28 protein-coding genes and 1 tRNA gene are annotated in these 24,793 nt (G+C 67.3%); 16 read left to right on the plus strand and 13 right to left on the minus strand.

The genetic code is table 11. The features are described from left to right. Window positions 1-11: 11 nt before the first annotated feature. The 3 genes from AC1DS0_RS23225 to AC1DS0_RS23235 all read right to left on the minus strand — a co-directional run bounded on the left by AC1DS0_RS23225 (window position 12) and on the right by AC1DS0_RS23235 (window position 2,305). Entirely contained in the window at window positions 12-569 is a 558-nt protein-coding gene (locus tag AC1DS0_RS23225; RefSeq protein ID WP_476816616.1) for a TetR/AcrR family transcriptional regulator, read from the minus strand. A 6-nt stretch (window positions 570-575) separates the two neighbouring features. Then, window positions 576-1,049: a nuclear transport factor 2 family protein gene (locus AC1DS0_RS23230; protein WP_476816617.1), complete on the minus strand. Its 474-nt coding sequence runs from the start codon at window positions 1,047-1,049 to the stop codon at window positions 576-578. A gap of 89 nt (window positions 1,050-1,138) precedes the next feature. Further along, window positions 1,139-2,305 carry a calcium:cation antiporter gene (locus AC1DS0_RS23235; RefSeq protein ID WP_476816618.1) on the minus strand — a complete coding sequence of 389 codons (1,167 nt, stop codon included), beginning with the start codon at window positions 2,303-2,305 and terminating at the stop codon, window positions 1,139-1,141. Between the two features lie 149 nt (window positions 2,306-2,454). Here AC1DS0_RS23235 and AC1DS0_RS23240 point away from each other — a divergent pair, with 149 nt between their 5' ends. Then, window positions 2,455-2,850, plus strand: a complete 396-nt coding sequence (locus AC1DS0_RS23240; protein ID WP_476816619.1) for a hypothetical protein — start codon at window positions 2,455-2,457, stop codon at window positions 2,848-2,850. A gap of 3 nt (window positions 2,851-2,853) precedes the next feature. On the opposite strand, the gene AC1DS0_RS23245 is transcribed toward AC1DS0_RS23240, so the two are convergent. The 3 genes from AC1DS0_RS23245 to AC1DS0_RS23255 all read right to left on the minus strand — a co-directional run bounded on the left by AC1DS0_RS23245 (window position 2,854) and on the right by AC1DS0_RS23255 (window position 6,200). After that, window positions 2,854-3,183, minus strand: coding sequence for a DUF1330 domain-containing protein (locus tag AC1DS0_RS23245; RefSeq protein WP_476816620.1), 330 nt, complete (start codon window positions 3,181-3,183; stop codon window positions 2,854-2,856). Between the two features lie 141 nt (window positions 3,184-3,324). After that, the gene (locus AC1DS0_RS23250; protein WP_476816621.1) at window positions 3,325-4,299 is read right to left on the minus strand and encodes a TRAP transporter substrate-binding protein; all 975 of its coding nucleotides are present in this window, start codon (window positions 4,297-4,299) and stop codon (window positions 3,325-3,327) included. An 83-nt stretch (window positions 4,300-4,382) separates the two neighbouring features. Next, window positions 4,383-6,200 (minus strand): glucan ABC transporter ATP-binding protein/ permease, encoded by a 1,818-nt coding sequence (locus tag AC1DS0_RS23255; protein WP_476816622.1) that lies wholly within the window; start codon window positions 6,198-6,200, stop codon window positions 4,383-4,385. A 137-nt stretch (window positions 6,201-6,337) separates the two neighbouring features. On the opposite strand from AC1DS0_RS23255, the gene AC1DS0_RS23260 reads away from it, so the two are divergent. Genes AC1DS0_RS23260 through AC1DS0_RS23270 form a run of 3 tightly spaced genes read left to right on the plus strand, consistent with a single transcriptional unit; the run spans window position 6,338 to window position 8,706 of the window. Beyond that, window positions 6,338-7,108 (plus strand): motility protein A, encoded by a 771-nt coding sequence (locus AC1DS0_RS23260; RefSeq protein WP_476816623.1) that lies wholly within the window; start codon window positions 6,338-6,340, stop codon window positions 7,106-7,108. Between the two features lie 12 nt (window positions 7,109-7,120). Beyond that, complete coding sequence (locus tag AC1DS0_RS23265; protein ID WP_476816624.1) at window positions 7,121-7,945, plus strand: OmpA/MotB family protein; 825 nt, start codon at window positions 7,121-7,123, stop codon at window positions 7,943-7,945. 8 nt (window positions 7,946-7,953) lie between these two features. Further along, a complete protein-coding gene (locus AC1DS0_RS23270) occupies window positions 7,954-8,706 on the plus strand; it encodes a M15 family metallopeptidase (protein ID WP_476816625.1) in 753 nt (250 codons plus the stop codon). A gap of 17 nt (window positions 8,707-8,723) precedes the next feature. Here AC1DS0_RS23270 and AC1DS0_RS23275 read toward each other — a convergent pair whose 3' ends face one another. Then, the gene (locus AC1DS0_RS23275; RefSeq protein ID WP_476816626.1) at window positions 8,724-9,206 is read right to left on the minus strand and encodes a CAP domain-containing protein; all 483 of its coding nucleotides are present in this window, start codon (window positions 9,204-9,206) and stop codon (window positions 8,724-8,726) included. Between the two features lie 49 nt (window positions 9,207-9,255). Then, the gene (locus AC1DS0_RS23280) at window positions 9,256-11,844 is read right to left on the minus strand and encodes a DUF3772 domain-containing protein (protein ID WP_476816627.1); all 2,589 of its coding nucleotides are present in this window, start codon (window positions 11,842-11,844) and stop codon (window positions 9,256-9,258) included. 437 nt (window positions 11,845-12,281) lie between these two features. On the opposite strand from AC1DS0_RS23280, the gene AC1DS0_RS23285 reads away from it, so the two are divergent. The 7 genes from AC1DS0_RS23285 to AC1DS0_RS23315 all read left to right on the plus strand — a co-directional run bounded on the left by AC1DS0_RS23285 (window position 12,282) and on the right by AC1DS0_RS23315 (window position 18,267). Next, on the plus strand, window positions 12,282-12,749 hold the full coding sequence (locus tag AC1DS0_RS23285) for a (2Fe-2S)-binding protein (protein ID WP_476816628.1): 468 nt from the start codon (window positions 12,282-12,284) through the stop codon (window positions 12,747-12,749). 79 nt (window positions 12,750-12,828) lie between these two features. Beyond that, entirely contained in the window at window positions 12,829-15,018 is a 2,190-nt protein-coding gene (locus AC1DS0_RS23290) for a xanthine dehydrogenase family protein molybdopterin-binding subunit (protein WP_476816629.1), read from the plus strand. Next, a complete protein-coding gene (soxX, locus tag AC1DS0_RS23295) occupies window positions 15,015-15,461 on the plus strand; it encodes a sulfur oxidation c-type cytochrome SoxX (protein ID WP_476816630.1) in 447 nt (148 codons plus the stop codon). Before AC1DS0_RS23290 ends, soxX begins: the two co-directional genes overlap by 4 nt. Continuing rightward, entirely contained in the window at window positions 15,424-15,915 is a 492-nt protein-coding gene (locus AC1DS0_RS23300) for a thiosulfate oxidation carrier protein SoxY (protein ID WP_476816631.1), read from the plus strand. The genes soxX and AC1DS0_RS23300 overlap by 38 nt, the downstream gene beginning before the upstream one ends. A 269-nt stretch (window positions 15,916-16,184) precedes the next feature. Continuing rightward, window positions 16,185-16,511 carry a thiosulfate oxidation carrier complex protein SoxZ gene (gene soxZ / locus AC1DS0_RS23305; RefSeq protein ID WP_377800231.1) on the plus strand — a complete coding sequence of 109 codons (327 nt, stop codon included), beginning with the start codon at window positions 16,185-16,187 and terminating at the stop codon, window positions 16,509-16,511. After that, entirely contained in the window at window positions 16,508-17,269 is a 762-nt protein-coding gene (gene soxA, locus AC1DS0_RS23310; protein ID WP_476816632.1) for a sulfur oxidation c-type cytochrome SoxA, read from the plus strand. Before soxZ ends, soxA begins: the two co-directional genes overlap by 4 nt. A 62-nt stretch (window positions 17,270-17,331) precedes the next feature. Beyond that, entirely contained in the window at window positions 17,332-18,267 is a 936-nt protein-coding gene (locus tag AC1DS0_RS23315; RefSeq protein ID WP_476816633.1) for an alpha/beta hydrolase, read from the plus strand. A 2-nt stretch (window positions 18,268-18,269) separates the two neighbouring features. Here the strand turns inward: AC1DS0_RS23315 and AC1DS0_RS23320 are convergent, their stop codons facing one another. Further along, window positions 18,270-19,385 (minus strand): ROK family protein, encoded by a 1,116-nt coding sequence (locus AC1DS0_RS23320; protein WP_476816634.1) that lies wholly within the window; start codon window positions 19,383-19,385, stop codon window positions 18,270-18,272. A 185-nt stretch (window positions 19,386-19,570) separates the two neighbouring features. Between AC1DS0_RS23320 and AC1DS0_RS23325 the strand changes: the two genes are divergently transcribed. Genes AC1DS0_RS23325 through AC1DS0_RS23335 form a run of 3 tightly spaced genes read left to right on the plus strand, consistent with a single transcriptional unit; the run spans window position 19,571 to window position 22,058 of the window. Further along, window positions 19,571-20,050: a DUF2938 domain-containing protein gene (locus tag AC1DS0_RS23325; RefSeq protein WP_476816635.1), complete on the plus strand. Its 480-nt coding sequence runs from the start codon at window positions 19,571-19,573 to the stop codon at window positions 20,048-20,050. A 39-nt stretch (window positions 20,051-20,089) separates the two neighbouring features. Continuing rightward, complete coding sequence (locus AC1DS0_RS23330) at window positions 20,090-21,325, plus strand: metal-dependent hydrolase family protein (RefSeq protein WP_476816636.1); 1,236 nt, start codon at window positions 20,090-20,092, stop codon at window positions 21,323-21,325. A gap of 7 nt (window positions 21,326-21,332) precedes the next feature. Further along, the gene (locus AC1DS0_RS23335; RefSeq protein ID WP_476816637.1) at window positions 21,333-22,058 is read left to right on the plus strand and encodes a spermidine synthase; all 726 of its coding nucleotides are present in this window, start codon (window positions 21,333-21,335) and stop codon (window positions 22,056-22,058) included. On the opposite strand, the gene AC1DS0_RS23340 is transcribed toward AC1DS0_RS23335, so the two are convergent. After that, complete coding sequence (locus AC1DS0_RS23340; RefSeq protein WP_476816638.1) at window positions 22,055-22,813, minus strand: aspartate/glutamate racemase family protein; 759 nt, start codon at window positions 22,811-22,813, stop codon at window positions 22,055-22,057. The two genes, AC1DS0_RS23335 and AC1DS0_RS23340, sit on opposite strands and share 4 nt — an antisense overlap. A gap of 229 nt (window positions 22,814-23,042) precedes the next feature. On the opposite strand from AC1DS0_RS23340, the gene AC1DS0_RS23345 reads away from it, so the two are divergent. Beyond that, entirely contained in the window at window positions 23,043-23,231 is a 189-nt protein-coding gene (locus AC1DS0_RS23345) for a DUF3008 family protein (protein ID WP_152015315.1), read from the plus strand. A gap of 18 nt (window positions 23,232-23,249) precedes the next feature. Here AC1DS0_RS23345 and AC1DS0_RS23350 read toward each other — a convergent pair whose 3' ends face one another. The 3 genes from AC1DS0_RS23350 to AC1DS0_RS23360 form a co-directional block, all read right to left on the minus strand. Next, on the minus strand, window positions 23,250-23,798 hold the full coding sequence (locus tag AC1DS0_RS23350; protein ID WP_476816639.1) for a GNAT family N-acetyltransferase: 549 nt from the start codon (window positions 23,796-23,798) through the stop codon (window positions 23,250-23,252). A gap of 59 nt (window positions 23,799-23,857) precedes the next feature. Continuing rightward, window positions 23,858-23,934 (minus strand) — tRNA-Arg (locus tag AC1DS0_RS23355). After that, window positions 23,912-24,430 (minus strand): hypothetical protein, encoded by a 519-nt coding sequence (locus tag AC1DS0_RS23360; protein ID WP_476816640.1) that lies wholly within the window; start codon window positions 24,428-24,430, stop codon window positions 23,912-23,914. The genes AC1DS0_RS23355 and AC1DS0_RS23360 overlap by 23 nt, the downstream gene beginning before the upstream one ends. Between AC1DS0_RS23360 and AC1DS0_RS23365 the strand changes: the two genes are divergently transcribed. Then, window positions 24,417-24,788, plus strand: a complete 372-nt coding sequence (locus tag AC1DS0_RS23365) for a hypothetical protein (RefSeq protein ID WP_476816641.1) — start codon at window positions 24,417-24,419, stop codon at window positions 24,786-24,788. The genes AC1DS0_RS23360 and AC1DS0_RS23365 overlap by 14 nt on opposite strands. Window positions 24,789-24,793: the final 5 nt, after the last annotated feature.

The following is a 24,793-nucleotide window of genomic DNA, read 5'->3' on the forward strand; positions in this document are numbered from 1 at the left end:
GGCCGGATCGCTCAGTCTTCAGGCTGCAGCCTGCAGCGCAGCCTTGCGAGCAGCCTCGTGAAGATCTCTGCTTCGTCGCGCGCTCGCGCCAGGACAAGCCCTCCCTGGATCAGGGCCAGGATTTCCTCCGCCAGCCCGTCAGCGTCGGCACGACCGCCACGGGCGAGCGCCCCGGCGAGCGCATCCTGCCAGGCAGCGAAATAGCCGGCGATCTGCGCCGCGAAGCGCTCGCGTGAATCGGCCAGGGCCAGCGCTCCGACCAGGCAAATGCGCCGGCCCGAACGGAAATAGCCGTCGACCGCGACGAGCATCGCCTCGATCGCGGCCGCGCCATCGCCGTCCGCTCGGAGAGGCTGGAACACCTCGTTCTCGAACCAGCGATCGATCTCGTCGAGCACGGCCTTGGCCATCTCCTCCTTCCCGCCGGGGAAGAAGTGATAGAGGCTGCCTTTGCCGAGCCCCGTGCGCGCGCCGATCACCGACAGGCTCGCCGCCTCGAAGCCGTGGTCGCGAAAGATCTCGCCGAGCACCGGCAGCAGGTCGGCCCGCTCGCTGATTCGTCTTGCCATCAGCTCTTATAGGCCGAGATCGCTCAGGCCGGGATGATCGGCCGGACGCGGCCCGGAGGCGTCCCAATGGAACTTCCGCGCCGCTTCCGCGATCGGCAGGTCGTTGATGCTGGCATGGCGGCGGGCCATCAGGCCGTTCTGTGCGAACTCCCAGTTCTCGTTGCCGTAGGAGCGGTACCACTGCCCGGAATCGTCGCGCCATTCATAGGCGAAGCGCACGGCGATGCGGTTGTCGGTGAAGGCCCAGAGTTCCTTGATCAATCGATAGTCGAGCTCGCGCTGCCATTTGCGGGTGAGGAAGGCTTCGATCGGAGCCCGACCCTGGAAGATCTCGGCGCGGTTCCGCCAGCGCGAATCCTCGGTATAGGCCAGCGCGACCCGCGCCGGATTGCGCCCGTTCCAGCCGTCCTCGGCGGCTCTGACCTTGAGGATCGCGGTCTCCGCGCTGAACGGCGGAAAAGGCGGCCTAGCTTCGCTCACGGCAAATCTCCTGTACCAATCGGTAAAGACTGAACCGATTGGTACAGAACAGACCTTGCCTCGTCAATCCCGGCTGCAGAGCCTCTTCGTCAGGGGCTGAACACCAGCACCAGGAAGACGAAGAACACCGAGAGGTGCACCGCCCCTTCCAGCATTGTGGTGCGCGTGCCGGTGAAGGTCAGCGTCGAGAGCAGCAGCGTCATCGACAGGATGACCATGTTGGTACCGGAGAGGCCGAGCACGACCTCCTGTCCGGTGATGAGCCCGATGACCAATACGGCGGGAACCGTCAGCCCGAGCGTCGAGGCGGCAGCTCCAAGGCAGAGATTGATCGCCCGCTGCAGCTGGTTGGTGGTGATCGCGCGCAGCGCCGCGATGCATTCGGGCGTGAACACCACCATGGCAATCAGGATACCGCCGAGCGCCACCGGCGCGCCAAGGCGCGCGATGCCGAAGTCGAGCACGACGGCGAGGCTTTTCGCCAGGATCACGATCGGCAGGATGTTGGCGAGCAGCAGGATGACATGCGACCGCGTCGAGCCTTCCGAGGGCGGATGCGGCGGCTCCTCGGCCGGCTCGGCATCAGGCGCTGGCGCCAGTTCGGAGCCGGGCTGCACCCTGGCCCGGGCATAGGCCGCGCCATAGGGCATATTCGATTCGCCGGCGGGCTCCTTGAAGAAGACACTGTGCCTGCCGGTCTGCAGGATCAGGAAGGCGCCGTAGAGCAGCAGGGTGAAGAGCGAGAACGCGATCGACTGGAAGGTGGTCAGCGTGCCGTCCGAGGTCGAGGTGGTGAAGTTCGGCAGGACAAGCGGGATCAGCGTCAGCGGAATGATCACCGCCAGATAGGCCGAGGCGCCCTTGAGGTTGTAGCCCTGCGAGAAGTGCCGGAGGCCGCCGATGAAGAGGCCGATACCGACGACACCGTTGAGCACGATCATCAGCACCGCGAACATGGTGTCGCGCCCGAGCGTCGGCGCGCCCTTGGCGCCCAGCATAACCGCCGAGATCAGCGCCACCTCGATGATGACGATCGAGAGCGTCAGGATCAGCGTGCCATAGGGCTCGCCGAGCCGATGCGCGATCTCCTCGGCCTCATGCACCACGCCGAACGCCGACCAGACGATGACACCGAGCAGCCAGGCAAAGATCAGCAATGACGGCAAGGGCGCCCCAAGCTGTGCGAGCAGCGTGCCGCCAAAGATCTGGAAGGCTGCAACCGAGGCCCAGGCGCAGGCGAGGCGGGCGATCATCATGTCAGGCAATAGGTCCGTCGTTGGGAAAAGGAGACAGGCGAGTACGTGCCGAAAATGATCTCACAACGGCAAGCCCGTGACACGCGATTGTTGCCTCGCACGCGTCTCCCATGCGCAAAGGCGCCACAAAGGAAGTCGAGACCAGCGCAATGAGCGCGCTCGATCTTCGCCTTGCCCATCTCGTCCTCTTAGCCGGCGCTGCCTTGCTCGCAGACACGCTGGTGGCGCGCGCCCAGCCGGAGCCGACATTCCGTGCAAGCTGCAGCGAATTGCGCACCGCACTGAAGTCACTGGCTGGCAAGGAGGGCGAGCTCGTCACGATCGAGGTCGAGGGTCCCCTGGCCATGGTCAAGGCGGGCGCCGGCGTGACCTATCTCGGCTTGTGCCAGGCACCCGACCCGCGGGTACTCTGCGTCACCTATGACAGCAATGGTCGAAACACCGGCGAGCGCATCGTCGTCAGCGGCAGCTGGGAGCAGGTCGGCCCCGATCACGTCAAGCTCGACCCCTGCCTGCATTTCCTGCCGGGCGAGCCGGCGCCCTGAGGATCAGCCCAGCTTCGCCAGGAAGTCGGTCGCCCGATAGCCATCCGACACACCGTCGACGATGATCGCGGCGCTGCGCGAATTGCGCGTCCTGAGCGGCAGGATCGCCTGATAGGCCGGCGAGGCATACCAGTTGCGCGCCGCGTCGATGTCCGGGAAGGCGATGACGACGAGATCGCCTTCCCACGGTCGTTCCATGACCTCTGGCGTCACGCCATGGATCAGGAAGCGCCCCCCGAACGGCACGAGGGTCTCGTCGATGCGCTTGATGTAGTCGACGATCTCGGCGTTGACGTCGACGTCGCGCAGATGGGCGATGACATAGGCGGTCATGGTGCTCTCCTCGATCGAAAACGGCCGGTGCGGCCGGTGTCGCGAGGGACCATGCCCGCCGCAGCGCAGCAGATCGATTACGCCTCGGGTAATCGAAACCGCGTCGCCTCGGCCAAGAAGCGACGCAGCAGCGCGAATGCCTCAGCGCTTGGCGAAGGCGTCGAGGATCGCGGCGCCTTCCGCTCCGGCCTTGCCGCGCCAGTCCTCGACCGCGGCCTTGCCCGCAGTCTCGAGCCGCTGGGTCAGATCGGCCGGCAGCTTCGCGTGGATGGTGACGCCATTGGCGCGCATGCGGGCATAGTTCTCGTCGAGCCGCGTCCTGATCGCGCTCCATTGCCGCCGCTCGGTCTCGGCTGCGGCTTCGTCGACGACCTGCCTGAGATCGGCCGGCAGGGCGTCGTAGGCGGCGAGATTCACCGTCGCCAGCGAGATCGGCAGTGCATAGTTCACCTCGCTGAAATGCGGCAGGAACTGCCAGAGATTGCGCCCGGCCCCGCCATCCCCCGACGACAGCACCGCCGTGATCGAACCGTCCTTCACCTTCGGCATGGCGTCGGCGAAGGACAGGTTCACCGCCTTGGCGCCGGCATTGCCCATCACTATGGTCGAGGTCGCGTCATAGGTGCGGATCGACAGGCCGGCGAGATCCTTGGCCGAGGCCACCGGCTCCTTCGACCAGATGCCGGAGGCCGGCCAGGGCGTGGTGTAGAGGATGCGCTGGCCATAGCCGGCGAAGACCTTGGCATAAGCCGGCCGGGCAAGATCGGTCAGGCGCCTGGCATCCTCGATCGAGGTTGCCAGGAACGGCAGCGACGACAGGCCGAAGAGCGGATGCACCGAGCCCAGCGCCCCGGCGAAGGCGTCGCCGGCCGCGACCTTCCCCTCCTGCACCGCTGCGACCATGCCGGCCGACTTGATTCCCTTCGCGGCGTCGAAGCTCGGGGTGATCGTCAGCCGCCCGCCCGAACGCTCATTCACCAGCTTTACAAAGGTCGCGACGCCCTCGCCCGGAATGGCGCTCGCCGGATATTCGGTCGGCATTTCCCAGACCGTCTGGGCAAAAGCGGCAGGCGACGGGCTCAGGGCGAGCGCGATGACAGGCACGAGGCGGCGCATGGACGGGTCTCCGTGTTGACTGGGCAGCGGCTAGACTTGCTCCCGAACAAGCGAAGTCAGAGCAAGCATAGCGGCCTGAACCATCACGCGCCTGGCAGCTTTTGTGCCAATGGGCTGGCCTCGGCCTCCGACAGCGTCGATGCAGGCTTGTCGGTAACCAGATACTGAGCCCGGGCCAAAGCGGCGAAGCGCCCGCCCTTGGCGACGAGCTCCTCGAAGGAGCCCATCTCGATCACCTGGCCCTGCTCGAACACCAGGATGCGATCGGCATTGCGGATGGTGGCGAGGCGGTGCGCGATGACGAAGGTGGTGCGGCCCTTCATCACCTCGTCGAGCGCCTTCTGCAGCTTCACTTCGGTCGCCGCATCGAGGGCCGAGGTCGCCTCGTCCAGGATCAGGATCGGCGGATTCTTGAGCAGGGCGCGGGCGATCGACAGGCGCTGGCGCTCGCCGCCGGAAAGGGTACGACCGCGCTCGCCGACGATGGTGTCGAGCCCGTCACTCTGGCGCGCCATGACTTCGGTCGCCTGCGCCCGGTCGAGCGCTTCTATCATCTCCGCATCGGTCGCGTCAGGCTTGCCGACCGTCAGGTTCTCGCGGATCGAGCGCGCGAACAGCATCGGCTCCTGGAAGACGACGCCGATATTGCGCCGGAGCGAGAGCAGCGAGATCTCGCGTATGTCGCGGCCGTCGGCGAGGATGCGGCCCGATTGCGGATCAAAGGCGCGGTGCAACAGGCCGAGCGTGGTCGACTTGCCCGAGCCGGTCGAGCCGACGATGGCGATGGTCTCGCCTGGCCTGACCTCGAAGGAGACGTCGGCGACGGCGGCACGCTTGCCGTCATAGGAGAAGGAGACGTCGTCGAAGGTGATCCGGCCCTCGAGCCGGCCGGCATCGGGGGAACCGGGCTGGTCGCGCACAGCCGGGAGCGTGTCGAGCACCTCGAAGAACTCGCGCATCTTCGGCGCCTGCATGAAGATGAAGTTCACGAAGGAGACGATCTGCTCGAGCCGGCCGACCAGCATGGTGGCGAAGCCCATGAAGGTGACGATCTCGCCGACCGTGGTCTGCCCCTGCATCAGCAGCCAGGTGCCGACAACGAAGATCGAGAGCACGGTCAGCGTCGCCGAGGCGCGGGTCGCGACGGTCGCGACCGCCCACCAGGTCAGCACCGGGATCTGCGCTTCGAGCAGGCTGGTGATGGTGTTGCGCAGCCCGCGCACCTCGGCCTCGATCCGGGTGAAGCTCTGGATCACCGGCACATTGCCGAGCGCATCCGAGGCCCGCTCGGCGAGGCTCGAATGATAGGCCTCGACATTGCTCTGCAGCTTGTCGGTCTTGCGCAGCACGAAGGCGGTGAGCGTGCCGAACAGCACGACGAGGAAGATCAGCAGCAGGCCGAGCTGCCAGTTCTTCCAGAGCGTGAACGGCAGCAGGATGAAGAGCGCGACGAAACTGGCGCAATGCTCGCGGAAGAAGGAGAGCCAGAGCGCCCACATGCCGCTGGTGCCTTCGAGCATCACCTTGAGCACGCGGCCGGAATGGGTCTGCGTGTGATAGGCGAGCGGCAAGGTCAGCGCATGCTCGAAATAATTCGCCATCACCGCGAGCCGGCGGCGATGCGCCAGCCGGTCGGCGAACAGCGCCACGAAGACGCCTGCAGCGATATTGAACAGGCCGAAGCCGACCCAGGCGGCCAGCAATACGTTGATGTCACTCCAGCCTGGGCGGGTGCCTGCCGTCTGCAGGCCAGTCAGCCTGTCGATCAGCGCGCCGAACAGCATCGGCTCGGCGAAGGCGGCGCCCGCCAGCGCGATGTTGGCGATGGCAAGGAGGAGCCCCAGGCGCCGTTCCGGGCCGAGCTCGCCGAGGACGCGGGCGTAGATTGCAAGCAGAGACATGGCCAAGAGCTTTAGCTCACGGAGCGGCGTGAGCAAGTCCTCTACCTTAACGCTTCCTTCAACCCGCGCCGCCTATCGTTTCCGGCGTGCGAGAGGCGTGGCGCGCAGGGCCGACGGCAGCGCACCAAGGTGCTTTCATGGATATCGCGACCGGCGCAGGCATCATCGGTGGCATCGCGACGATCGTCGCGCTGATCATGATCGATGGCGGCAACTTCGCCGCCTATTGGGACAAGCACGCCGCCATCATCATCTTCGGCGGCGCCTCGGCCGCGACCATGCTGCGCTTTCCCTTCTCAGTGATCGCGCACGGCCTGCCGATGGGCATCCGCTTCGCCTTCACCATGCGCTCGGTCCACCCTCGCGAGCTGATCGACGAGATCACGCGCGTCGCCGAGATCAACCGCAAGAGCGGCCCGGTCGCGCTCGAAAGCGTCGAAGTCTCCGATCCGTTCCTGGCCCAGGGCCTGCGCTACATCGCCGACGGCTACGACAAGGACTTCATCCGCGACACCATGGAGCGCGACCGCGACAACTTCCTGCAGCGGCTCGATGAAGGCTCGAAGGTCTACCGCGCCATCGGCGACTGCGCCCCTGCCTGGGGCATGATCGGCACGATTCTGGGCATGGTCACCATGTTCGCCAACATGTCGGATCCGTCCAAGCTCGGCCCCGCCATGGCGACGGCGCTGCTGGCGACGCTCTACGGCGCCATGGTCGCCAACATGTTCACCCTGCCGATCGCCGACAAGCTGCACATCAAGCTCGAGGAAGAGGAAATCTCGCGCACGCTGATCATCGACGGCATCCTGCAGATGCGCGACGCCAAGAGCCCGACCCTGGTCCGCGAAATGCTCCTTGCCTACCTGCCGGACCACCATCGCGCCGAGATGGCCGAAGCGACCTGAGCGAAGCCGGTCATGGCCAAGAAGAAGCGAGGCGGGCATGGCGGTCACGGCTGGTTCGTAACCTTCGCCGACCTCATGGCCCTGCTCATGGCCTTCTTCGTGATGGTCGCGGCCTATTCGAGCCAGGACAAGCAGAAGCTCCAGATCGTCGCCGGCTCGATGCGCGAGGCCTTCGGCACCCAGCGCGACTTCAAGCTCGCCGGCATCGTCGAGGTCGACGGCATCCCGACCAGGACGCACATCAAGAACGCCTATGTCCGCCCGCTCGAGGAAGCCTCCGACAACACCGCGCCGAATCACAACCAGCAGAAGGAAGACGGGCTGGTCTCTGCCACCCACGACCGCGGCTTTGCGCTCGCCGCCGCCTCGCTGCGCCAGGCGCTGCGCGAGATGCCGGAGATCGGCGAACTCTCGCGCAGCATCCTCATCGAGGTCTCCGAACAGGGCATCGACATCCAGCTTGTCGACCAGGATGGCCGCGCCATGTTCGACGAGGGCTCGGTCCAGCCGAACGAGCGCATGCGCAAGCTTCTCGCCGCGATCGCGCCGACGCTGCGGCGCATGCCCAACAAGATCGCCATCACCGGCCACACCGCCGCGCAGCGCCCGGGCACGACAGCGCCCGGCAATCCCTGGGCGCTCTCGGTCGGCCGCGCCTCGGCGGTGCGCGAGATCCTCGGCAATGCCGGCGTGCCCGACGAGCGCTTCAGCTCGGTCACCGGCAAGGCCGACACCGAGCCGCTGGTCAAGGACAACCCCTATCTCGCCTTCAACCGCCGCGTCGGCATCGTGCTCAAGGCCGATGCACCACCGCTGCCGGTCGGCGCCAAACCCTGAGCCGCGGCATGCCGCGCCCGGCGACCTTCAGGCGGGCGCTGACAGCCGTGCTGCTCGTGCTCGCCTCGCGGCCCGTCAATGCCGAGCCGCTGCCCGCAGGCTTCGTGCGGCTGCGCGAGCTCGCGCCGACGATCGCGCAGGACATCCGCTATGCGACGCCGTTCAATTTCACCGGCGCGGCCGTGCCCGGCTATGGCCGGGGCGAATGCGTGCTGACGCGCGAGGCGGCGAACGCGTTGATCCGCGCCGAAAAGCGCCTGGCCCAGCAGGGCTACGGGCTGAAGCTGTTCGACTGCTACCGGCCCGCCCGAGCCGTCGCCGCCTTCAACGACTGGGTGAAGCGGCCGGGCGCCGCCGATCTCGGCCGCATCTTCCACCCCGGCATCGCCAGGGGCGATCTCGTCGCCAAGGGCTACATCGCCGGCAATTCCAGCCATTCACGTGGCTCCACCGTCGATGTCGGCCTCGTCCGCGCCGGCGAAGCTGCTCTGCCGACGCCTGCGGATGCCGGCCCCTGCGACGGCGCTATCGCCATTCGCCCACGCGAAAGCAGCCTCGATCTCGGCACGAGCTTCGACTGCTTCTCGGAGAAAAGCGCGCTCCGCCATCCCGGCGTCGCGAGCGAGGCCCGCCGCAATCGCGAAACCCTCGCCGCAGCGATGGCAGCCGAGGGCTTCCGCGGCTACGGCAAGGAATGGTGGCACTTCACGCTGGCGAAGGAGCCGTTCCCGAAGACGCCCTTCGATTTCGCAATCGAATGACGGCCGACCGCGCCTGCTCAGGGCGCGACCACCAGCGCCCAGTAGACCTGGTATTTCGAACCTGGCGCGTAGGCCGAGGCGATGCCCATGCGCGTCGCGTTCGGCGCCTTCATCACCCGGTCGTGCTGCGGCGAGTCGCGCCAGCCGGAGAAGGCCTCGGCGAGGCGACGATAGCCGGCCGAGAGATTGGCCTCGGCGCCCGGTTGCCCGGCCCGCGCCAGCCGTGCCTTCACCGCCTCGGCCTGGGCCGGCTTGTCGGCGGCGGCCATGGCGGCGGCCTCCTGCTCGGCCGCCTGCATCAGCTCCGGGTCGAGCTTCAACGTGCTGAGGCCGGCATTCAGCCGATAGGCGGAGATGGTCGCACGTGCCGCCTCGGCATCGACCCTGGCCGAGGGCGAGCCGAGATCGCGATAGAAGGCGGGCTGGGTCCGGACCGGCTCGGTGCAGCCGGCGAGGTTCAACAGTGAGAGCGCGGCCGCGAGCGCGGCGGGACAGCTCATCGACCGCAGCCGCTGGCGCGCGGTGGGAGCGGAGGTAAGGCGCATCGCATCAGTCCTTGGTCTCGTCCTTGCCGCCATTCGCGGCCGGTTCTGGTTTCGCGGACGCCGGGGGCGTTTCCTCCGGCTCCGCCTCGGTTTCGAGCTCCGGGCCCGAGCGCTTGACGGTGACGCGTCCGCCTGCCGGCTTGGCGCGGCGGCCGACCTCCTTCGACACGGCGGCAGCGATCTCGCCGAGCGAGTGCTCGACTCCCTCCAGCCCCCTGACGGTGAGCTCGGTCGGGACCGGGGTCTCCAGCTCGCTCAGGCGCCTGTGGATGACATAGTTGAGGTCGCTGGTGACGCGCCCGACGATGTCGACATCGCCGACCACGCAGATCAGGTCGAAATCCATCGTCGTCGTGCCGAGCTTCTTGAACAGCACGTTCGGTGGCGGCTTCTTCAGCACGTCGCCATGCGCCTCGGCAGCCTCGACCAGCATGGCCCGGACTTCGGTCGGGTTGAGCCGGCGCGGCACACTGATCGAGATCAGCACCCTACCGGTCCGGTCGGAGCGGACGCGGTTGCGCACCACGCCCGAGACCAGGTTCGAGTTCGGCACGATCACCGAGGAGCGGTCGAAGGTCTCGATCTCGGTCGAGCGGACATTGATGCGCTTGACGATGCCCTCGGCGTCGCCGACCAGCACCTGGTCGCCGACCCGGATCGGCCGCTCCCAGAGCAGGATCAGGCCCGAGACGAAGTTCGACACCACCGACTGCAGGCCGAAACCGATACCGACCGAGAGCGCCGAGGCGACGAGGGTGAGCCGCTCCAGGCTGAGGCCCAGCGAGGAGAAGCCGATCGCCGCGGCGCCCGCGTAGCCGACATAGCCGGCCGCAGTGGTGATCGAGTTGCGCAGGCCGGTGTCGAGCGACGTCGTCGGCAGGAACTTGCCGTCGAGCCAGCCCTGCAGCGAGCGCGTCGCCGCCAGCCCGAGCGCGAAGAGCAGGATCGCCACGACGATAGAGGACAGCGAGACCGTGACCCCGCCGACCTGGAAGCCGAAGAAGGCAGCCCGCAGCGACGTCGTCAGATCCGTCGATTCCAGGCCCCAGGGCGCCAGCGCCAGCATGATCGTGACGACGATCAGCACGATCTTGAGGACGCCGGCGAGCACCACCGCGATCTTCTGCAGGGTCGCCGCGCGCAGGCCGATCCCCGCCCGCAGCGTCAGTGCGAACCGTCCGTCGCCGGTGAGCTGGCTGACGATGCCAAGGTCGATCAGTTGCATCAGCAGCACGAAGACGGCTGCGAGGATGCCGAGCCAGATCACCTGCTCGGTCAGGAAGGTCGCGAGCACGACATAGCCGAACAGGAGCGCCAGGATGATCCCTATGCCGACGATCCAGCCAAGGATGCGCACCGGACCGAGGCTGGCGCCGTCGACCGGCACATAGGGGCCCAGGCACGCCTCCTGCTCGATCTCCTGATTGTCGCGCAGGCGATAGAGCCCGGCGATCAGGATCAGCGCGAAGACGGTGGCGACGACGCCGCGCACGATGATCGACAAAGTGAGACCAGCGGCGATCGCCTGCAGCCAGGCTTCCAGCACCTTGCCGATCGCCATGACGATGGCGAGCGAGCCGGCGAGCCGGGTCACGGTCTTCGCGGTCGATTCCATCACGCTGGCAAGGCGCCGCTGCGGCTCGCCAGGAGCGAACAGCGCATCGACCAGCGCCTGGACGAAGGCGAACAGAGCGAGCCCGAAGACAGCGGCGAGAATCACCGGCTGGATCCGCGGCGGCAGCAGGCCGGCGGTGTTCAGGCCGGCATAGATCAGCCAGCTCGCCAGCGCCGGCGGCGCTGTCCGCGCAACGATGCGGATGAGCGCCCCATAGAGGATGTGGCGATCGCTGGAGTCGACGCTCCCCGCCAGCCGTGCCGTCAGCCGGGGCATATATCGGGCGCGTGCGACATAGAGCGCGAGCGCACCGAGGAAGGAGAGCGCGACCAGGACGCCGCGCGGGCTGAACAGCGCCGAGGTGAAGACCGAGAGCCAGTCGCCGAAGATGAATTGCGAGGCGCGCAAATCGGACGGGAAGGCCGTCAGCGTCGTCGACCAGACCTCCGGATTGAGGATCGACGGGCCGGCCGCGAACAAGGCCTTGGCGAAACGATCGCGCCTGAGGTCACCGATCGAGCTTTGCAATTGCTCGGCCTGGAGCAGCGTCGCGCGCCCGATCTTCAGGGTCTCGTCCGCCTCGGCGAAGGTCTTGGTGCGGGTCTCGCGCTCGCGCGCCACGTCCGGCGTCTCGGGCGGCGCGTTGGCGTCGGGCTTGGCGCCGAGCTGGTCGAGCCTGAGCTTGGCCTGCTCGGTGCGCGGCGCCTGCTCGTCGGTGAGGATGCGCAGCTGGTCGAGCAAGGGCTGCAAGCGCAGGCGCTGGCGCTGCAACTCATTGTCCGAGACATTCGGATTGGCGAGCGAACCTTCGATCTGGGTGAGCTCGCCGCGGATCGAGTCCAGGCGGGCACGCGGGCTTGCCGTATTATCCGCCGTCTGCGCCAGCGCCATCAGCGGCACGGCCAGCAGCATCAGCGCGAGCAGCAAGGCACTGCCGGAGCGGCGAAAGGCTCGGTCGAGGCCGGAAATCATCGACATTGCGGTCCTGCCGGGCTGATTCGCATGGTCGCGCAGCCTCGCCACTGCCGCGGGACGAAAGCAAGCATCTCCGACGAAACGGCGCCGCGGCCGGGTTCGGGGCTCCGCAGCCCCGCCGGACAAAGATCGTATGAGGGCATCACATTCCTGTGAGAGAGCGTGGAGGCAGGCGCAGTCAGGGCTGCGTGTCTGCGACAGAAAACCGGACAGCATCATGGCAGCGCCGAAGAAAGCCGCCTGGATCGCCATGAGCGCACGCTAAAACGATTCAACGCAACCGTGATCGCAGGTGAGCACGCAACCTCTGGCGGCAGCCGCGCTTCTGGGTTTGAATTCTTCCAAGGAACATCTCCGGCCCCTGAGCGGCTGGTTCGTGCAGAACGGTGAGGCGCGCTGGCTCTCTCGCCGACCTTGGGATCGAAACCGGGAGGTTTGCGGTGGCTAAGCTGAGCATCAATGGCAAGACGATTGACGTGACAGTCGAGGACGACACGCCCCTGCTCTGGGTGATCCGCGAGCAGATCGGCCTGACCGGGACGAAATATGGCTGCGGCGTCGCCCAATGCGGGGCCTGCACCGTGCATATCGACGGCGTCGCCACCCGCTCCTGCTCGATGCCGGTGAGCGCCCTCACCGCCGAGCAGAAGATCGTCACCATCGAGGGGCTCTCGCCCGACGGCAACCATCCGATCCAGAAGGCCTGGATCGAGCACGACGTGCCGCAATGCGGCTTTTGCCAGAGCGGCATGATCATGGCCGCGGCAGCTCTGCTGCAGTCCAATCCCAAGCCGAGCGATGCCGACATCGCCTCCGAGATCACCAATATCTGCCGCTGCGGCACCTATAACCGCGTCAAGGCCGCCATCAAGGACGTCGCCGCCGGCGGCCAGATGAACCGCGGCTGATCTCATCTCACCCATTTCCCTGCGCACGGCTCGAGCGCCACAGCCTCGCCGCAGCGCTATCCGCAATCAGGAGGACGCCATGAGTCTAGCCTCTGTGACTGACACCAAGCTCTCCCGCCGCAGCCTGCTGAAAGGCTCGGCCGCAGCCGCCGGCGCCTTCAGCTTCGGCTTTGCCATCCCCTTCTCCGGGGAAGCACAGGCGCAAGGCGCGGTGCCGGAAGTCAACGCCTGGGTCGTGATCCATCCCGACGACAAGGTGGTGATCCGCATTGCCCGCTCCGAAATGGGCCAGGGCACGCTGACCGGCCTCGCCCAGCTCGTCGCCGAAGAGCTCGACTGCGACTGGGCCAAGGTCACGACCGAATACCCGACACCCGGCCAGAATCTCGCCCGCAACCGGGTCTGGGGCAATTTCTCGACCGGCGGCAGCCGCGGCATCAGGGAATCCCATGAATATGTCCGCAAAGGCGGCGCCGCCGCGAGGATGATGCTGGTCCAGGCCGCAGCCGATGGCTGGAAGGTGCCGGCGGCCGAATGCAGCGCCCTCAAGGGCGTGATCACCCATAAGGGCTCCGGCCGCTCGATCCGCTATGGCGAGGTCGCCGCGGCGGCGGTGAAGCTCCAGCCCCCGGCCGATGTGCCGCTCAAGGATCCGAAGGACTGGACCATCGCCGGCAAGCCGCTGAAGCGGCTCGACACAGCCGACAAGACCACCGGCAAGAAGGTCTATGGCATGGACTTCAAGCTGCCGGGGATGCTTAACGCCGCGATCAAGGACTGCCCGGTCTTCGGCGGCAAGGTGAAGAGCTTCGACGCCGCCAAGGTCAAGGACATGCCGGGCGTCAAGCATGTCCTGCCGGTCGGCGACAGCGCCGTCGCCGTCGTCGCCGACAGCTGGTGGCGCGCCAAGACCGCGCTCGATGCGCTGCCGATCACCTGGGACGAGGGCGAACACGCCAAGGTCTCCAGCGAGAGCATAGCCGCCTGGCTGAAGGAAGGGCTCGATGCGCCGCAGGCGGCAGTCGGCAACCAGAACGGCGATATCAAGTCCGCCATCGCCAGCGCTGCCCGAGTCGTCGAGCAGGTCTATTCCTACCCGTTCCAGAACCATGCCTGCATGGAGGTGATGAACGCGACCGCGCTCTACACCTCCGAGCGCTGCGAGGTCTGGACTCCCACGCAGAACGGCGAAGCGGCGCTGGCCGCGACCGCCGAGGCTTCCGGCCTGCCGCTAGCCAAATGCGAGGCCTACAAGATCGATCTCGGCGGCGGCTTCGGCCGGCGCGGCGCAGTGCATGACTGGGTCCGCCAGGTCGTCGCCATCGCCAAGCAGATCCCCGGCACGCCGGTGAAGCTGATCTGGTCGCGCGAGGAGGACATGCTGCACGGGCGCTTCCACCCGGTGACGCAGTGCAAGCTCACCGGCGCGCTCGACAAGGACGGCAACCTGACCGGCCTGCATCTGCGCATCTCCGGCCAGTCGATCGTCGCCGGCATCTTCCCGCAGAACATCCAGAACGGCCGCGACCCGGCCGTGTTCCAGGGCCTCAACCCGCCGGGACCGGAGGCCTCGATCGGCTACACCGTGCCGAACCTGCTGATCGACCACGCCATGCGCAACCCGCATGTGCCGCCCGGCTTCTGGCGAGGCGTCAACCTCAACCAGAACACCATCTATCTCGAATGCTTCATCGACGAGCTCGCCCATGCCGCCGGCAAGGACCCGCTCGACTTCCGCCGGGCGCTGATGAAGAACCATCCCAAGCATCTCGCCGTGCTCAACGCCGTCGCCGAGAAGGCCAGCTGGGGTAGCAAACCGCCGGAAGGCGTCTATCGCGGCATCTGCCAGACCATGGGCTTCGGCTCCTATGTCGCGGCCGTCGCCGAGGTCTCGGTCAGCGCAGACGGCAAGCTCAAGATCCACAAGATCACCGCCGCGACCGATCCCGGCCACGCGGTCAACCCTGCGCAGATCGAGCGCCAGGTCGAGGGCTCCTTCGTTTATGGCCTCTCGGCCGCGCTCTTCGGCGAGTGCACGGTCAAAGACGGCCGCATGGTCGAGGAGAATTTCGATACCTATCCGGTGGTGCGCATGGAGGACATGCCGGCGGTCGAGACGATCATCGTGCCCTCCGGCGGCTTCTGGGGCGGCGTCGGCGAGCCGACCATCGCGGTCGCGGCACCGGCAGTGCTGAACGCGATCTTCGCCGCCACCGGCAAGCGCGTGCGCAACCTGCCGCTCAAGAACACGGATCTGCGCAAGGCGTGAGGCTTGCCGCGATCCAGGCTGCCCTGATCCTGCTGGCGCTCGCGAGCGCGCCGGCCGGCGCGCTCGAAACCTACACCGTCGTCGGCGATGCGATCCCCGCGCCGCTCGGCGGCAAGATCGGCGATCCCACACGCGGGCGGGCACTGGTGCTCGACCGCACCCAGGGCAATTGCCTGATCTGCCATCAGTTGCCAGAGCCGAACGAGCCGTTCCAGGGCACGATCGGCCCGGGTCTCGCCGGGGTCGGCGCCCGGCTCGATGCCGGGCAGTTGCGCCTGCGCCTCGTCGATACCGGTATGCTCAACCCGCAGACGGTGATGCCGCCCTATTTTCGTATTGAAGGATTGCGAGACGTTGCCCCGGCCTTTCGCGATCGGCCGGCGCTCACCGCCCAGGAGATCGAGGATGTCGTCACCTATCTCGCCAGCCTGCGCACGCCCTGAGCCGGCGCTTTCACGCCGCAAAGTCATGGCAGCCGGCGCCGCTGGCCTCGCGCTGGCCGCCTTGCCTGCGCCCGTTCGTGCAGCACCAGCGGCTCTCTCCGAGCTGATCGCACGGATCACCGAAGGCGCGGTGCCCGAGCGCACCAGGATCACCTTCGACATCCCCCAGTTGGTCGAGAACGGCAATTCGGTCGATGTCGCGATCCAGGTCGAGAGCCCGATGACGGAGGCCGACCATGTCCGCTGGATCCATGTCATCGCCGAGAAGAACCCCTTTCCTGACGTGGCACGCTTCCATTTGTCCCCGCGCAGCGGCCGAGCCGACATCCGCGCCACCCTGCGCTTGGCCACCTCGCAGAAGGTCGTGGCGATCGCGGCGCTGAGCGGCGGCGGCTACGTCATGGCCGATGCAGACATCGTCGTGACGCTGAGCGCCTGCATCGACGGAGGCTAAGAGCCTCCAACACAACCTGAGTAGGTCTGGATGGGTCTTGGAGGAGCCGAATGCCAGGAGGAGCGCGCAGCCGATATCCTTCGATATCGGCAAGTCGGTCCGACGCCGCAGGCGGCCCTCCAAGGCCCACCTTCGGCGCCGGGAATTCGCCCACCCGCGGCGTCGCGCCGCTTGCCGATACCAACGGTATCGGCTTCACCCCGCTCCTGGCGGAATGGACGAATTGCCGGCGTCCAGACCTGCTCAGGTTGTGTTGGAGGCTCTGACCAATGGCATCGTTCAATGCCCGCATCACCATGCCGGCAGAGGCCAAGGCCGGCGAGATCGTCGAGATCCGCGTCCTCGTCCGCCATCCCATGGATCGCGGCGGCCAGGTCGACTCGGAAGGCCGGGTCGTCCCGCGCAAGATCCTGAACCGATTGACCGTGACCTATGCCGGCGAGCCGGTGTTCCGCTACGACATGCACACCGGCGTCTCGGCCAACCCCTTCGTCAGCTTCACCACCCGCGCCGTCGAGACCGGCGACCTCACCTTCGAATGGCGCGAGGATGGTGGGGCGACCTTCACCCGCACCGCCCGTCTCGTCGTGACATGAGCGTCAGCGCCCGCAGCTTTGCGATAGCTTTGCTGGCGCTGGCGGGCGCCGCGGCGGCCCAGGAGATCAAGCCGGGCAGCGCTTTCCTCTCGCCACAGATGCAGCGGCAGCAGGAGGACGAGGCCCGCAACCCCGGCTGGCTCTGGGTCGAGCAGGGCGAGGAGCTGTTCAGCCGCCGCGAGGGTGCAGCGCCGACCTGCCTCTCCTGCCACACCGATCCCAAACAGAGCCTGCGCGGGGCTGCTGCCCACTACCCACAGGTCGACGCCGCCAGCGGCAAGCTGATCAACCTCGAAGGGCGGATCGAGCAGTGCCGGGTCGAGCGGCAGAAGCAGCCGGCCTTTGGCTATGAGAGCCAGGAACTACTCGGTCTCACCGCCTATGTCGCCTCGCTCTCGAAGGGCGTGCCGATGTCGGTCTCGGCCGAGGGCGCGGCAAAACCCTTCTACGAAGCCGGCAAGGCCTTCTACGAGCGCCGTCAGGGCCAGCTCAACCTCGCCTGCACGCAGTGCCATGACGGCCTCGTCGGCCAGAAGCTGCGTGGCGACACGATCAGCTACGGCATCGGAACCGGCTATCCGGCCTACCGGCTGGAATGGAACGGGCTGGGGTCGCTGCACCGGCGGCTGCGGGCCTGCTCGCTCGGCGTCAGGGCGACGCAGTTCGACTATGGCTCGGACGAATACCTAGCGCTCGAACTCTATCTCGCCGTGCGGGCCAGGGGGCTCGCGTTGGAGGCACCGGGTCTGCGGCGATAGGCCTTGGCGACAGTCGCGCGAGCCGTCACGATCCCGGCACAGTCCTGTCGGAGACGTCCAGGATGCTTCGCCTGCCTGCCCTCGTCGCCTTCATGCTGATCGCGACTGCCGCCATCGCCGAGCCTGATGCCGAGCCGCCGGCCTCCGCCGCCAGCGTGACCGCGCCACCGCCCTTCGTGCTCAAGGGCACCGAGGTCAGGACGATCCGGGCCAAGGCGCTGCAGCGCGACTACGAGATCTTCGTCAGCCTGCCGGAAGCCTATCAGAGCCAGCCGCGGCGGCGTTTCCCGGTGCTCTTCGTCACCGACGCCGACTATGCCTTCCCGCTGGTGCGCTCAATCGCGCGGCGGGTCGGCAACCGGGCCAAGGGGCTGGAGGAGTTCATCCTGGTCGGCCTGTCCTATTCGGTCGGCGATACGCCCGAATACAGCCGCCGGCGCGACTACACGCCGACACCGAACGGCGAGAAGACGCGAGACCCATCCGGCAAACCGCCGGTATTCGGTGAAGCAGAGGGCTATCGCCGCTTCCTCTCCGAGGAATTGATGCCCTTCGTCGCCGCGACCTACCGCACCGACACCACCCGCAGCATCTATGCTGGCCATTCCTATGGCGGGCTGTTCGGCCTTCATGTCCTGCTGACCGAGCCGAAACTGTTCTCGCACTACATCATCGGCAGCCCCTCGCTCTGGTTCGACCAGAAGGTGCTGTTCCAGCGCGAACGGGCCTATGCTGAGGCCAACAAGGAGCTGAAGGCGAATGTGCTGATGGCGATCGCCTCCTATGAGACCATCGACAAGGCCTCGGGCGATCCGCGCTACAACGGCAAGACCGACATGATCGCCGATCTCAAGGAATTCGAGCAGGCACTGCGCTCGCGCAACTATCCCGGCCTCAAGCTTTCGAGCGAGGTCATCCCTGGCGAGGACCATCTCACCGTCTTCCCGGCGATCGTCACCCGCGGGTTACTCTGGGCGCTGCCGGCAAAGCGGGACTAGGCTTAATCCTTCTTGCCCTTGCCGTCCTTCGGCTTGTCCTTGTCCTTGTCCCGGCCCTTCGGCTTGGCGCGGTTGTGGAAACTGGCATTGCCCAACCCGGTGCCGATCGTCAGCACAGCCCAGTGCTCGACATCCTGCATGAACGGCAATTCGCTCAGGCCCTGGACCACGGCGTCATTGTGCATGGTGACGACGGTGTCGTGCTCGCCGATCTCCGGCGCCATATCGCGGATGCTCTCGACCAGGTTGAAGTGGCTGCTCGACCAGTTGCCGGGCAGGTTCTGCGCGCCGCGATCGATCGCGCCGTCCGGCTCGATCAGGCCGGGACAGCCGACGCCGATGAAGGGCGCGACGCGCAGGCCTTCCTTGGCGGCGTGCTCGATTTGCTCGCGTAGCATCTTGCCGAGCCGTTTCACCGCCTCTTCGCGGCTCGGCTCCTCGTCGGCATGGCGCCAGAGCTCGGTTTCCCAGACCCGCGCCTTGCTGAGGTCCGACGCCTTGTCCTGGCGCAATTCGACGATGCCGGCGCGGATGTTCGAGCCGCCGATATCGACCGCGACCAGGCTGTCATAGGCTTCGAAGATCCATTTCGGCGCGAGATGGGCGCTGCCGACCAGCCCGGCCTCGTCGGGATGATGTCGCACCGGCACCAGCTCGATTGTATAGCCTTCGGTCTGCAGGATGACGCCGGCCCGCGCGATCGCGAGCTCGCCGATCCGACTCTGGCGGAAGCCGCCGCCGACAACGATACGCTCCACCGGGCTCCAGGCCTTCTGGCGCAGGAAGCGGCGAATGACAAAGGCGAGCGACTGGGCGAAGCGCTCTACCGCCGAGAGCACCAGCGCCGCCTCGCGGGCCTCGCCCTCAGTGAGCAGCCGGTCGAGCTCGGACTTGCTCGGCGTCTTGCCGACCTTGGCCAGCGGGTCCTCGCCAGCCTCGGCCAGATGGCTGCGCAGTTCGGCGAGATGATCCATGAAGGCACTACGGCTCGCCTTGTCGCCAAGGAAGCCGTCGCCGTCGCGGATTTCGAGATTATAGCTGGTGACGATGACCGAAGGCAGCTCCTGCGCCCCATGCGGCCCGGTCGCGTTCGTCTTGCTCACTGCCGCCACGGCCATCGCGTCCCCCCGCATTGAAAGCACCGGGGGGAGAACGAGCAACGCCCCCCGGCGGTTCCTGCGCTGCGCCGCCGCATGCCCCATCTGCACTGCGGGCGGGGACATTCAACCTCCCAGCGATTGACCCCACTGCATCCTTTCGCCTCCATAGCCGGCGGCGCGCTTCGCGGCCGGGGGGATTGTAGATGCTCGAAGTGATCGGCCGCTCGCTCGCGATCGGCATCGGTGCGACCGCCTTGCTCGATCTCTGGGCACTCGTCCTCAACCGCGCTTTCGGCCTCCCGCTCGCGAACTGGGCGATGGTCGGGCGCTGGTTCGCCTATCTGCCGCGCGGCCGTTTCATGCACGACACCATCGCCGACACGCCGCCCGTCGCGAACGAGCTCGCGATCGGCTGGATCATGCACTACCTGATCGGTGCCCTCTTCGCCGCAATCGTCATACTTGTCTGGGGCCTGGACTGGGCCCGCAATCCGACGCTGCTGCCGGCTCTGATTGTCGGTGTCGTCACCATCGGCTGCGGCTGGTTCATCCTGCAGCCCGGCATGGGCTTCGGCCTCGCCGCCAGCAAGCGACCCAATGCCAGCCAGATCCGGCTGATCGGCCTGATCAACCACGTCGTCTTCGGGCTGGGCCTCTGGCTCGCCGCGCTGCTGATGCGCTGAGTACGATTTCTTCCGACGTCACATCCAAGGACTGAGCTTATGGCCGCTACCCTGTTCCAGAACGCCCGCATCGTCGACGGGACCGCCCCCGAGCGAGCAGCGCCGGTCTCCGTCCTGGTCGAGAGCGGGCTGATCCGCGAGGTCGGCAAGACCGTTCGCTCCGACAAGGCCAAGGTGGTCGACCTCAAGGGCCGCACCCTGATGCCGGGCCTGATCGACGCCCATGTCCACGTCATCGCCGGCCTCGCCGATCTCGGCCGCAACGCCGCCCTGCCGGATTCGCTCGTCACCGTGCGCTCACTGGTGATCATGCGCGACATGCTGCTGCGCGGTTTCACCACGGTGCGCGATGTCGGCGGCGCCGATTTCGGCCTGAAGCAGGCGACGCAGGAACACGATTTCCCGACGCCGCGCCTGGTCATCTCCGGCAAGGCGCTGAGCCAGACCGGCGGCCATGCCGATTTCCGCGGCCGCTATGACGACCGGCTCGCGCCCGCCACGCGCCATCGCCTCGGCGCGCTCGGCCGCATCTGCGACGGCGAGGCCGAGGTTCGCCGTGCCGCGCGCGAGGAGCTCAAGGGCGGCGCCGACTTCATCAAGATCATGGCCAATGGCGGCTGCGCCTCGCCGACCGACCCGATCCATTTCCTCGGTTTCTCCGTCGGCGAACTCGAGGCGGTGGTCGAGGAGGCCCGCATGGCCGGAACCTACGTCTCCGCCCATGTCTATACCGACGAGGCGATCCGTCGCTGCGTCGAGGCCGGCGTCCATTCGCTCGAGCATTGCAACCTGATCCAAGCCGAGACCGCCAAGCTCGCGGCCAAGAACGGCGCCGTCGCGGTGCCGACCCTCGTCACCTATGACAAGCTCGCCAGCGAAGGCGGCAAGCTCGGCTTCCCGCCCGATTCCGTCGCCAAGGTCGAATATGTCCGCGCCGCCGGCATGGAGTCGCTGGCGATCATGAAGCAGGCCGGGCTCGCCATGGCCTATGGCAGCGACCTGCTCGGCGAGATGCACCGCCACCAGTCCGAAGAGTTCGTCATCCGCGGCCGGGCCCTGCCGGCGCATGAGGTAATCGGCGCCGCCACCCATGTTGCAGCCAAGCTGCTAAAGCTCGAGGGCAAGATCGGTACGGTCGCGCCCGGCGCCCATGCCGACCTGATCATCGTCGACGGCGACCCGCTGCAGGATCTGGCGCTGCTGACCCGCCAGGGCCGGCACATGCCTGTGATCATGAAGGCCGGCGCCTTCATCAAGCGCGCTCGGCTGGATTGAGGTGGGCATGAAGCCTTGGACACAGCTCGACGCCGCGCAGATTCCTGGCGGCGGCACGCTGAAACTGATGCGCCGCGGCGAGAACGAATTCTCGATCACGCTCGGCCATAACGAGCTGATGAACTCGCGCCTCAAGGGCTCGGAAGAGGCGCTGGCGAGCCTCGCCATCGACAGGATCGGGCTGCGCCCAGGCCTACGCCTGCTGATCGGCGGGCTCGGCATGGGCTTCACGCTCCGGGCAGCGCTAATGGCGCTCCCGACTGATGCCGAGATCGTCGTCGCCGAGCTGGTCCCGGCGGTGATCGCCTGGGCGCGCGGGCCGCTCGCTCCGATCTTCGCCGGCTGCCTCGACGATCCCCGCGTCAGCGTACGCGAAGCCGATGTCGCAACCGTCATCCGCGAGGAAAGCGGCCGCTACGACGCGATCCTGCTCGATGTCGACAACGGCCCGGACGGGCTGATGGTCGAGGCCAATGACCGGCTCTACGACCATGCCGGCCTCGGCGCTGCGAAGTCGGCATTGCGATCAGGCGGCGTGCTCGCGGTCTGGTCTGCAGGACCTGACCGCAACTTCACCCAACGCCTGCGCCAGGCCGGCTTCGCCGTCGAGGAGAAGACGGTGCGTGCCCGCGCCGGAGCCGGCGGCGCCAAGCATATGATCTGGCTCGCGGCCCCCCAAGGAAACGCGACTGCCGCGCAGCCCATTCGCCCCTCTGGAAGCAGGCGGCGCTAGCGTTCACCCAGCAGGCGCGCCAGGCCGGCAGAGAGCCCGATGCTCGGAACAGGCGCCGGCAGCGCGAGATCGCCTTGCACCGGCTTGGGCGGCGGATTGCGCGCCGCGTCGAGCACCGCGGCGAAGCCGGCTTCAGTCGAGCAGATCACCGGCACGCCGACATGAGGCTGGACCCGCGCCGCCAATCCGGCAAGCCCGGCTCCCCCCAAGATCACCGCCTGCGCCCCATCGCGCTCGACCGTGCGCCGGCAGGCCGCGGCCAACAGCGCAATCGAACCATCGGGATCGGCGGCGATGTCGCCGCCGGTCGGCGCCACCGTCTCGACGGCAGCGAGCCTTCCGTCGAGCCCGAGCGCAGCGGTGAACTCGGTCAGGATCGGTCCCCAGCGCTCGCCGCCGGTGACGATCGAAAAGCACCCGCCCTGTGCGGCCGCCTGTCGGCAGGCCGCCTGTCGGCAGGCCGCCTCGGCCATGCCGACCACCGGCACGCCCGCGATCTCCTTCAGTGCCATCAGCCCGGGATCGCCGAAGCAGGCGAGATAGACGGCGTCGCACCCGGCGCCATGCTCGGCAAAGGCATCGAGTGCGGCATGGCCGGCAATGGCGCCGGCGCTGCGGCTCGAGATGTAGCGCGCGCCGAAGCGGCCGGTCGCCGGCACGAGCTCGACATCGGCAGGCGTCATCGGCGCCAGCACGTGCAGGACCAGCTCGGTCATCTCGGCGCTGGTGTTCGGATTGAGGACGAGGATGCGCAACATGATCTCAACAGGCGAGAATTCGCTGCCCCCGAGGTCATCGCTTGAGGACGGCGCTCGCGAGCTTTGACGCGCCTGCAGCTCCCCGGCAAGAGCAGGCGCCCGCACCTTTCGCATGATCGCCCCGCGACGAGAGCCGGCTTGGCGGGGTCATTCGGTTGCATCGCCCGGAACCATCGCCCCCTGCCCGGGTTGCACGCTCGACGGACCCCACATCGGAGTACGACCAATGCCAGCCAAATCGAAGGCGCAGCAGAAGGCAGCCGGAGCCGCGCTCGCCGCCAAGCGTGGCGACATCCCCAAGAGCAAGCTCAAGGGAGCCTCGAAGTCGATGGCCAAGTCGATGACCGAGAAGGAGCTCGACGAGTTGGCCTCGACCAAGCGCAAGGGCAAGCCGGAGCACGTGACGAAGCACTGAACCGCAGGCCGTTCGATCTCAGGCCTGGCCCGGTGATGGCGTCCCAGCCGGTCGGCCGTGCCGGTAGACCAGATCCCCGGGATTCGCCCGGTCTGCACTGGCGTCCAGATGCGCCCCGAGCCGCTCGGCCACCGCGATCGAGCGCTGATTGCGCGGATCGACATAGCTGACCAGCGTCTCGAGGCCGAGCTGTCCGAAGGCCCAGTCGCGCAGGGCAGCGGCGGCTTCGCTCGCATAGCCCCGCCCCTCATGCCCGGCATAGATCAGCCAGCCGAGTTCCTTTTCCGGGAAGAGCGGCCCGTGATTGATGCCGACCTGCCCGACGCATGCCACGCCCGGTAGGTCGATCATCAAGGCGCCATGGCCGAACAGAGACCATTGCGCGACATCATGGCAGAACAGGCCCCAGGCGCCGCGCCGGTCATAGGGACCGCCCATATGCTGCGCCCGCTCTGAGGCGAGAAACTCGGCATAATCAGGAAAATCGGCCGCGACCGGCGCACGCAGGATCAGGCGTCCAGTCCGAATCGTTGGCGGCACAGTCGGTGGCAAGATCGATCTCGTCATCGCTGGAACTGCTTAGCCCATCGGATCGGCGGCTGACCTCTGCAGCGGAAAAAGGAAACTGGCCTCCCGGAAGGGATTCGAACCCCTGACCTACGGTTTAGGAAACCGTTGCTCTATCCTGCTGAGCTACCGGGAGGCACGTCCATGCGTTTAGCATAAAGCCGATGCGGGTGAAGCCTCCCTTTGCAGCGATTGTGGCGTTCCTCGCCTGCATGGCCGTCTCGGCCATGCAGGCGCAGGCGGCGGATGACGCCTGCGCGACGGTGGAAGGGACCGAGCTGGTCCGCCTCGCCGGCCTCGACCGGCATGGCGACCTGCAGCTCGCCGATGGACGGATCGTCAGGCTCGCCGGGCTGGCGCCGCGGCAGAACGAGACCGAGCGCGAGCATTTCGCCACGCAGCTGGCGCGCTGGCACGGCCGCGAGTTCCGGCTGGCGCCGCTCGGCGGCCCGGATCGCTGGGGGCGTCTGCCGGCCCGATTGCTCGCAGCCGAAGGGACCGATGCGCTCGCTGGCCAGCCCGATCTGAGCGCCGCCCTTCTCGCTGCAGGCGCGGCGCCTGCCCGAGCCCGGCCTTGCCGCCTGCAACGAGCTCTGGCGCAAGGCCGAGCCGCGGCAGATGGTTGCCGGCAAGGCCGGCAGCCCCGCGCCGGCCGCAACCCAGGGCAATTTTGCCGCAGTGGCCCTGCCGGTCATCGACGGCCATGATGCCACCGCGATGAAAGCGCAGGCGGGCCGGATCGTCGTGGTCGAGGGGCGTATCGCTGCCGTGGGCGAGCGGGCACAGCGGACTTATCTCAATTTCGAACGGCGGCGTGGCGCGGGTGGCAGCATCGTTCTGTCGCGCGCGCTCTGGCGTGACTTGCAGCGCAGCGGCTGGACCGCGTCGGCGCTGACAGGTAAACGCGTGCGCATACACGGCGTGATCGAGGGGCGCGATGGCCTCCTGATCGAGGCGCAGACGCGCAGCGCACTGGAGCTGATTGACTAGGGGCC

The organism is Allobosea sp. P4_H5 (genome assembly GCF_056400825.1).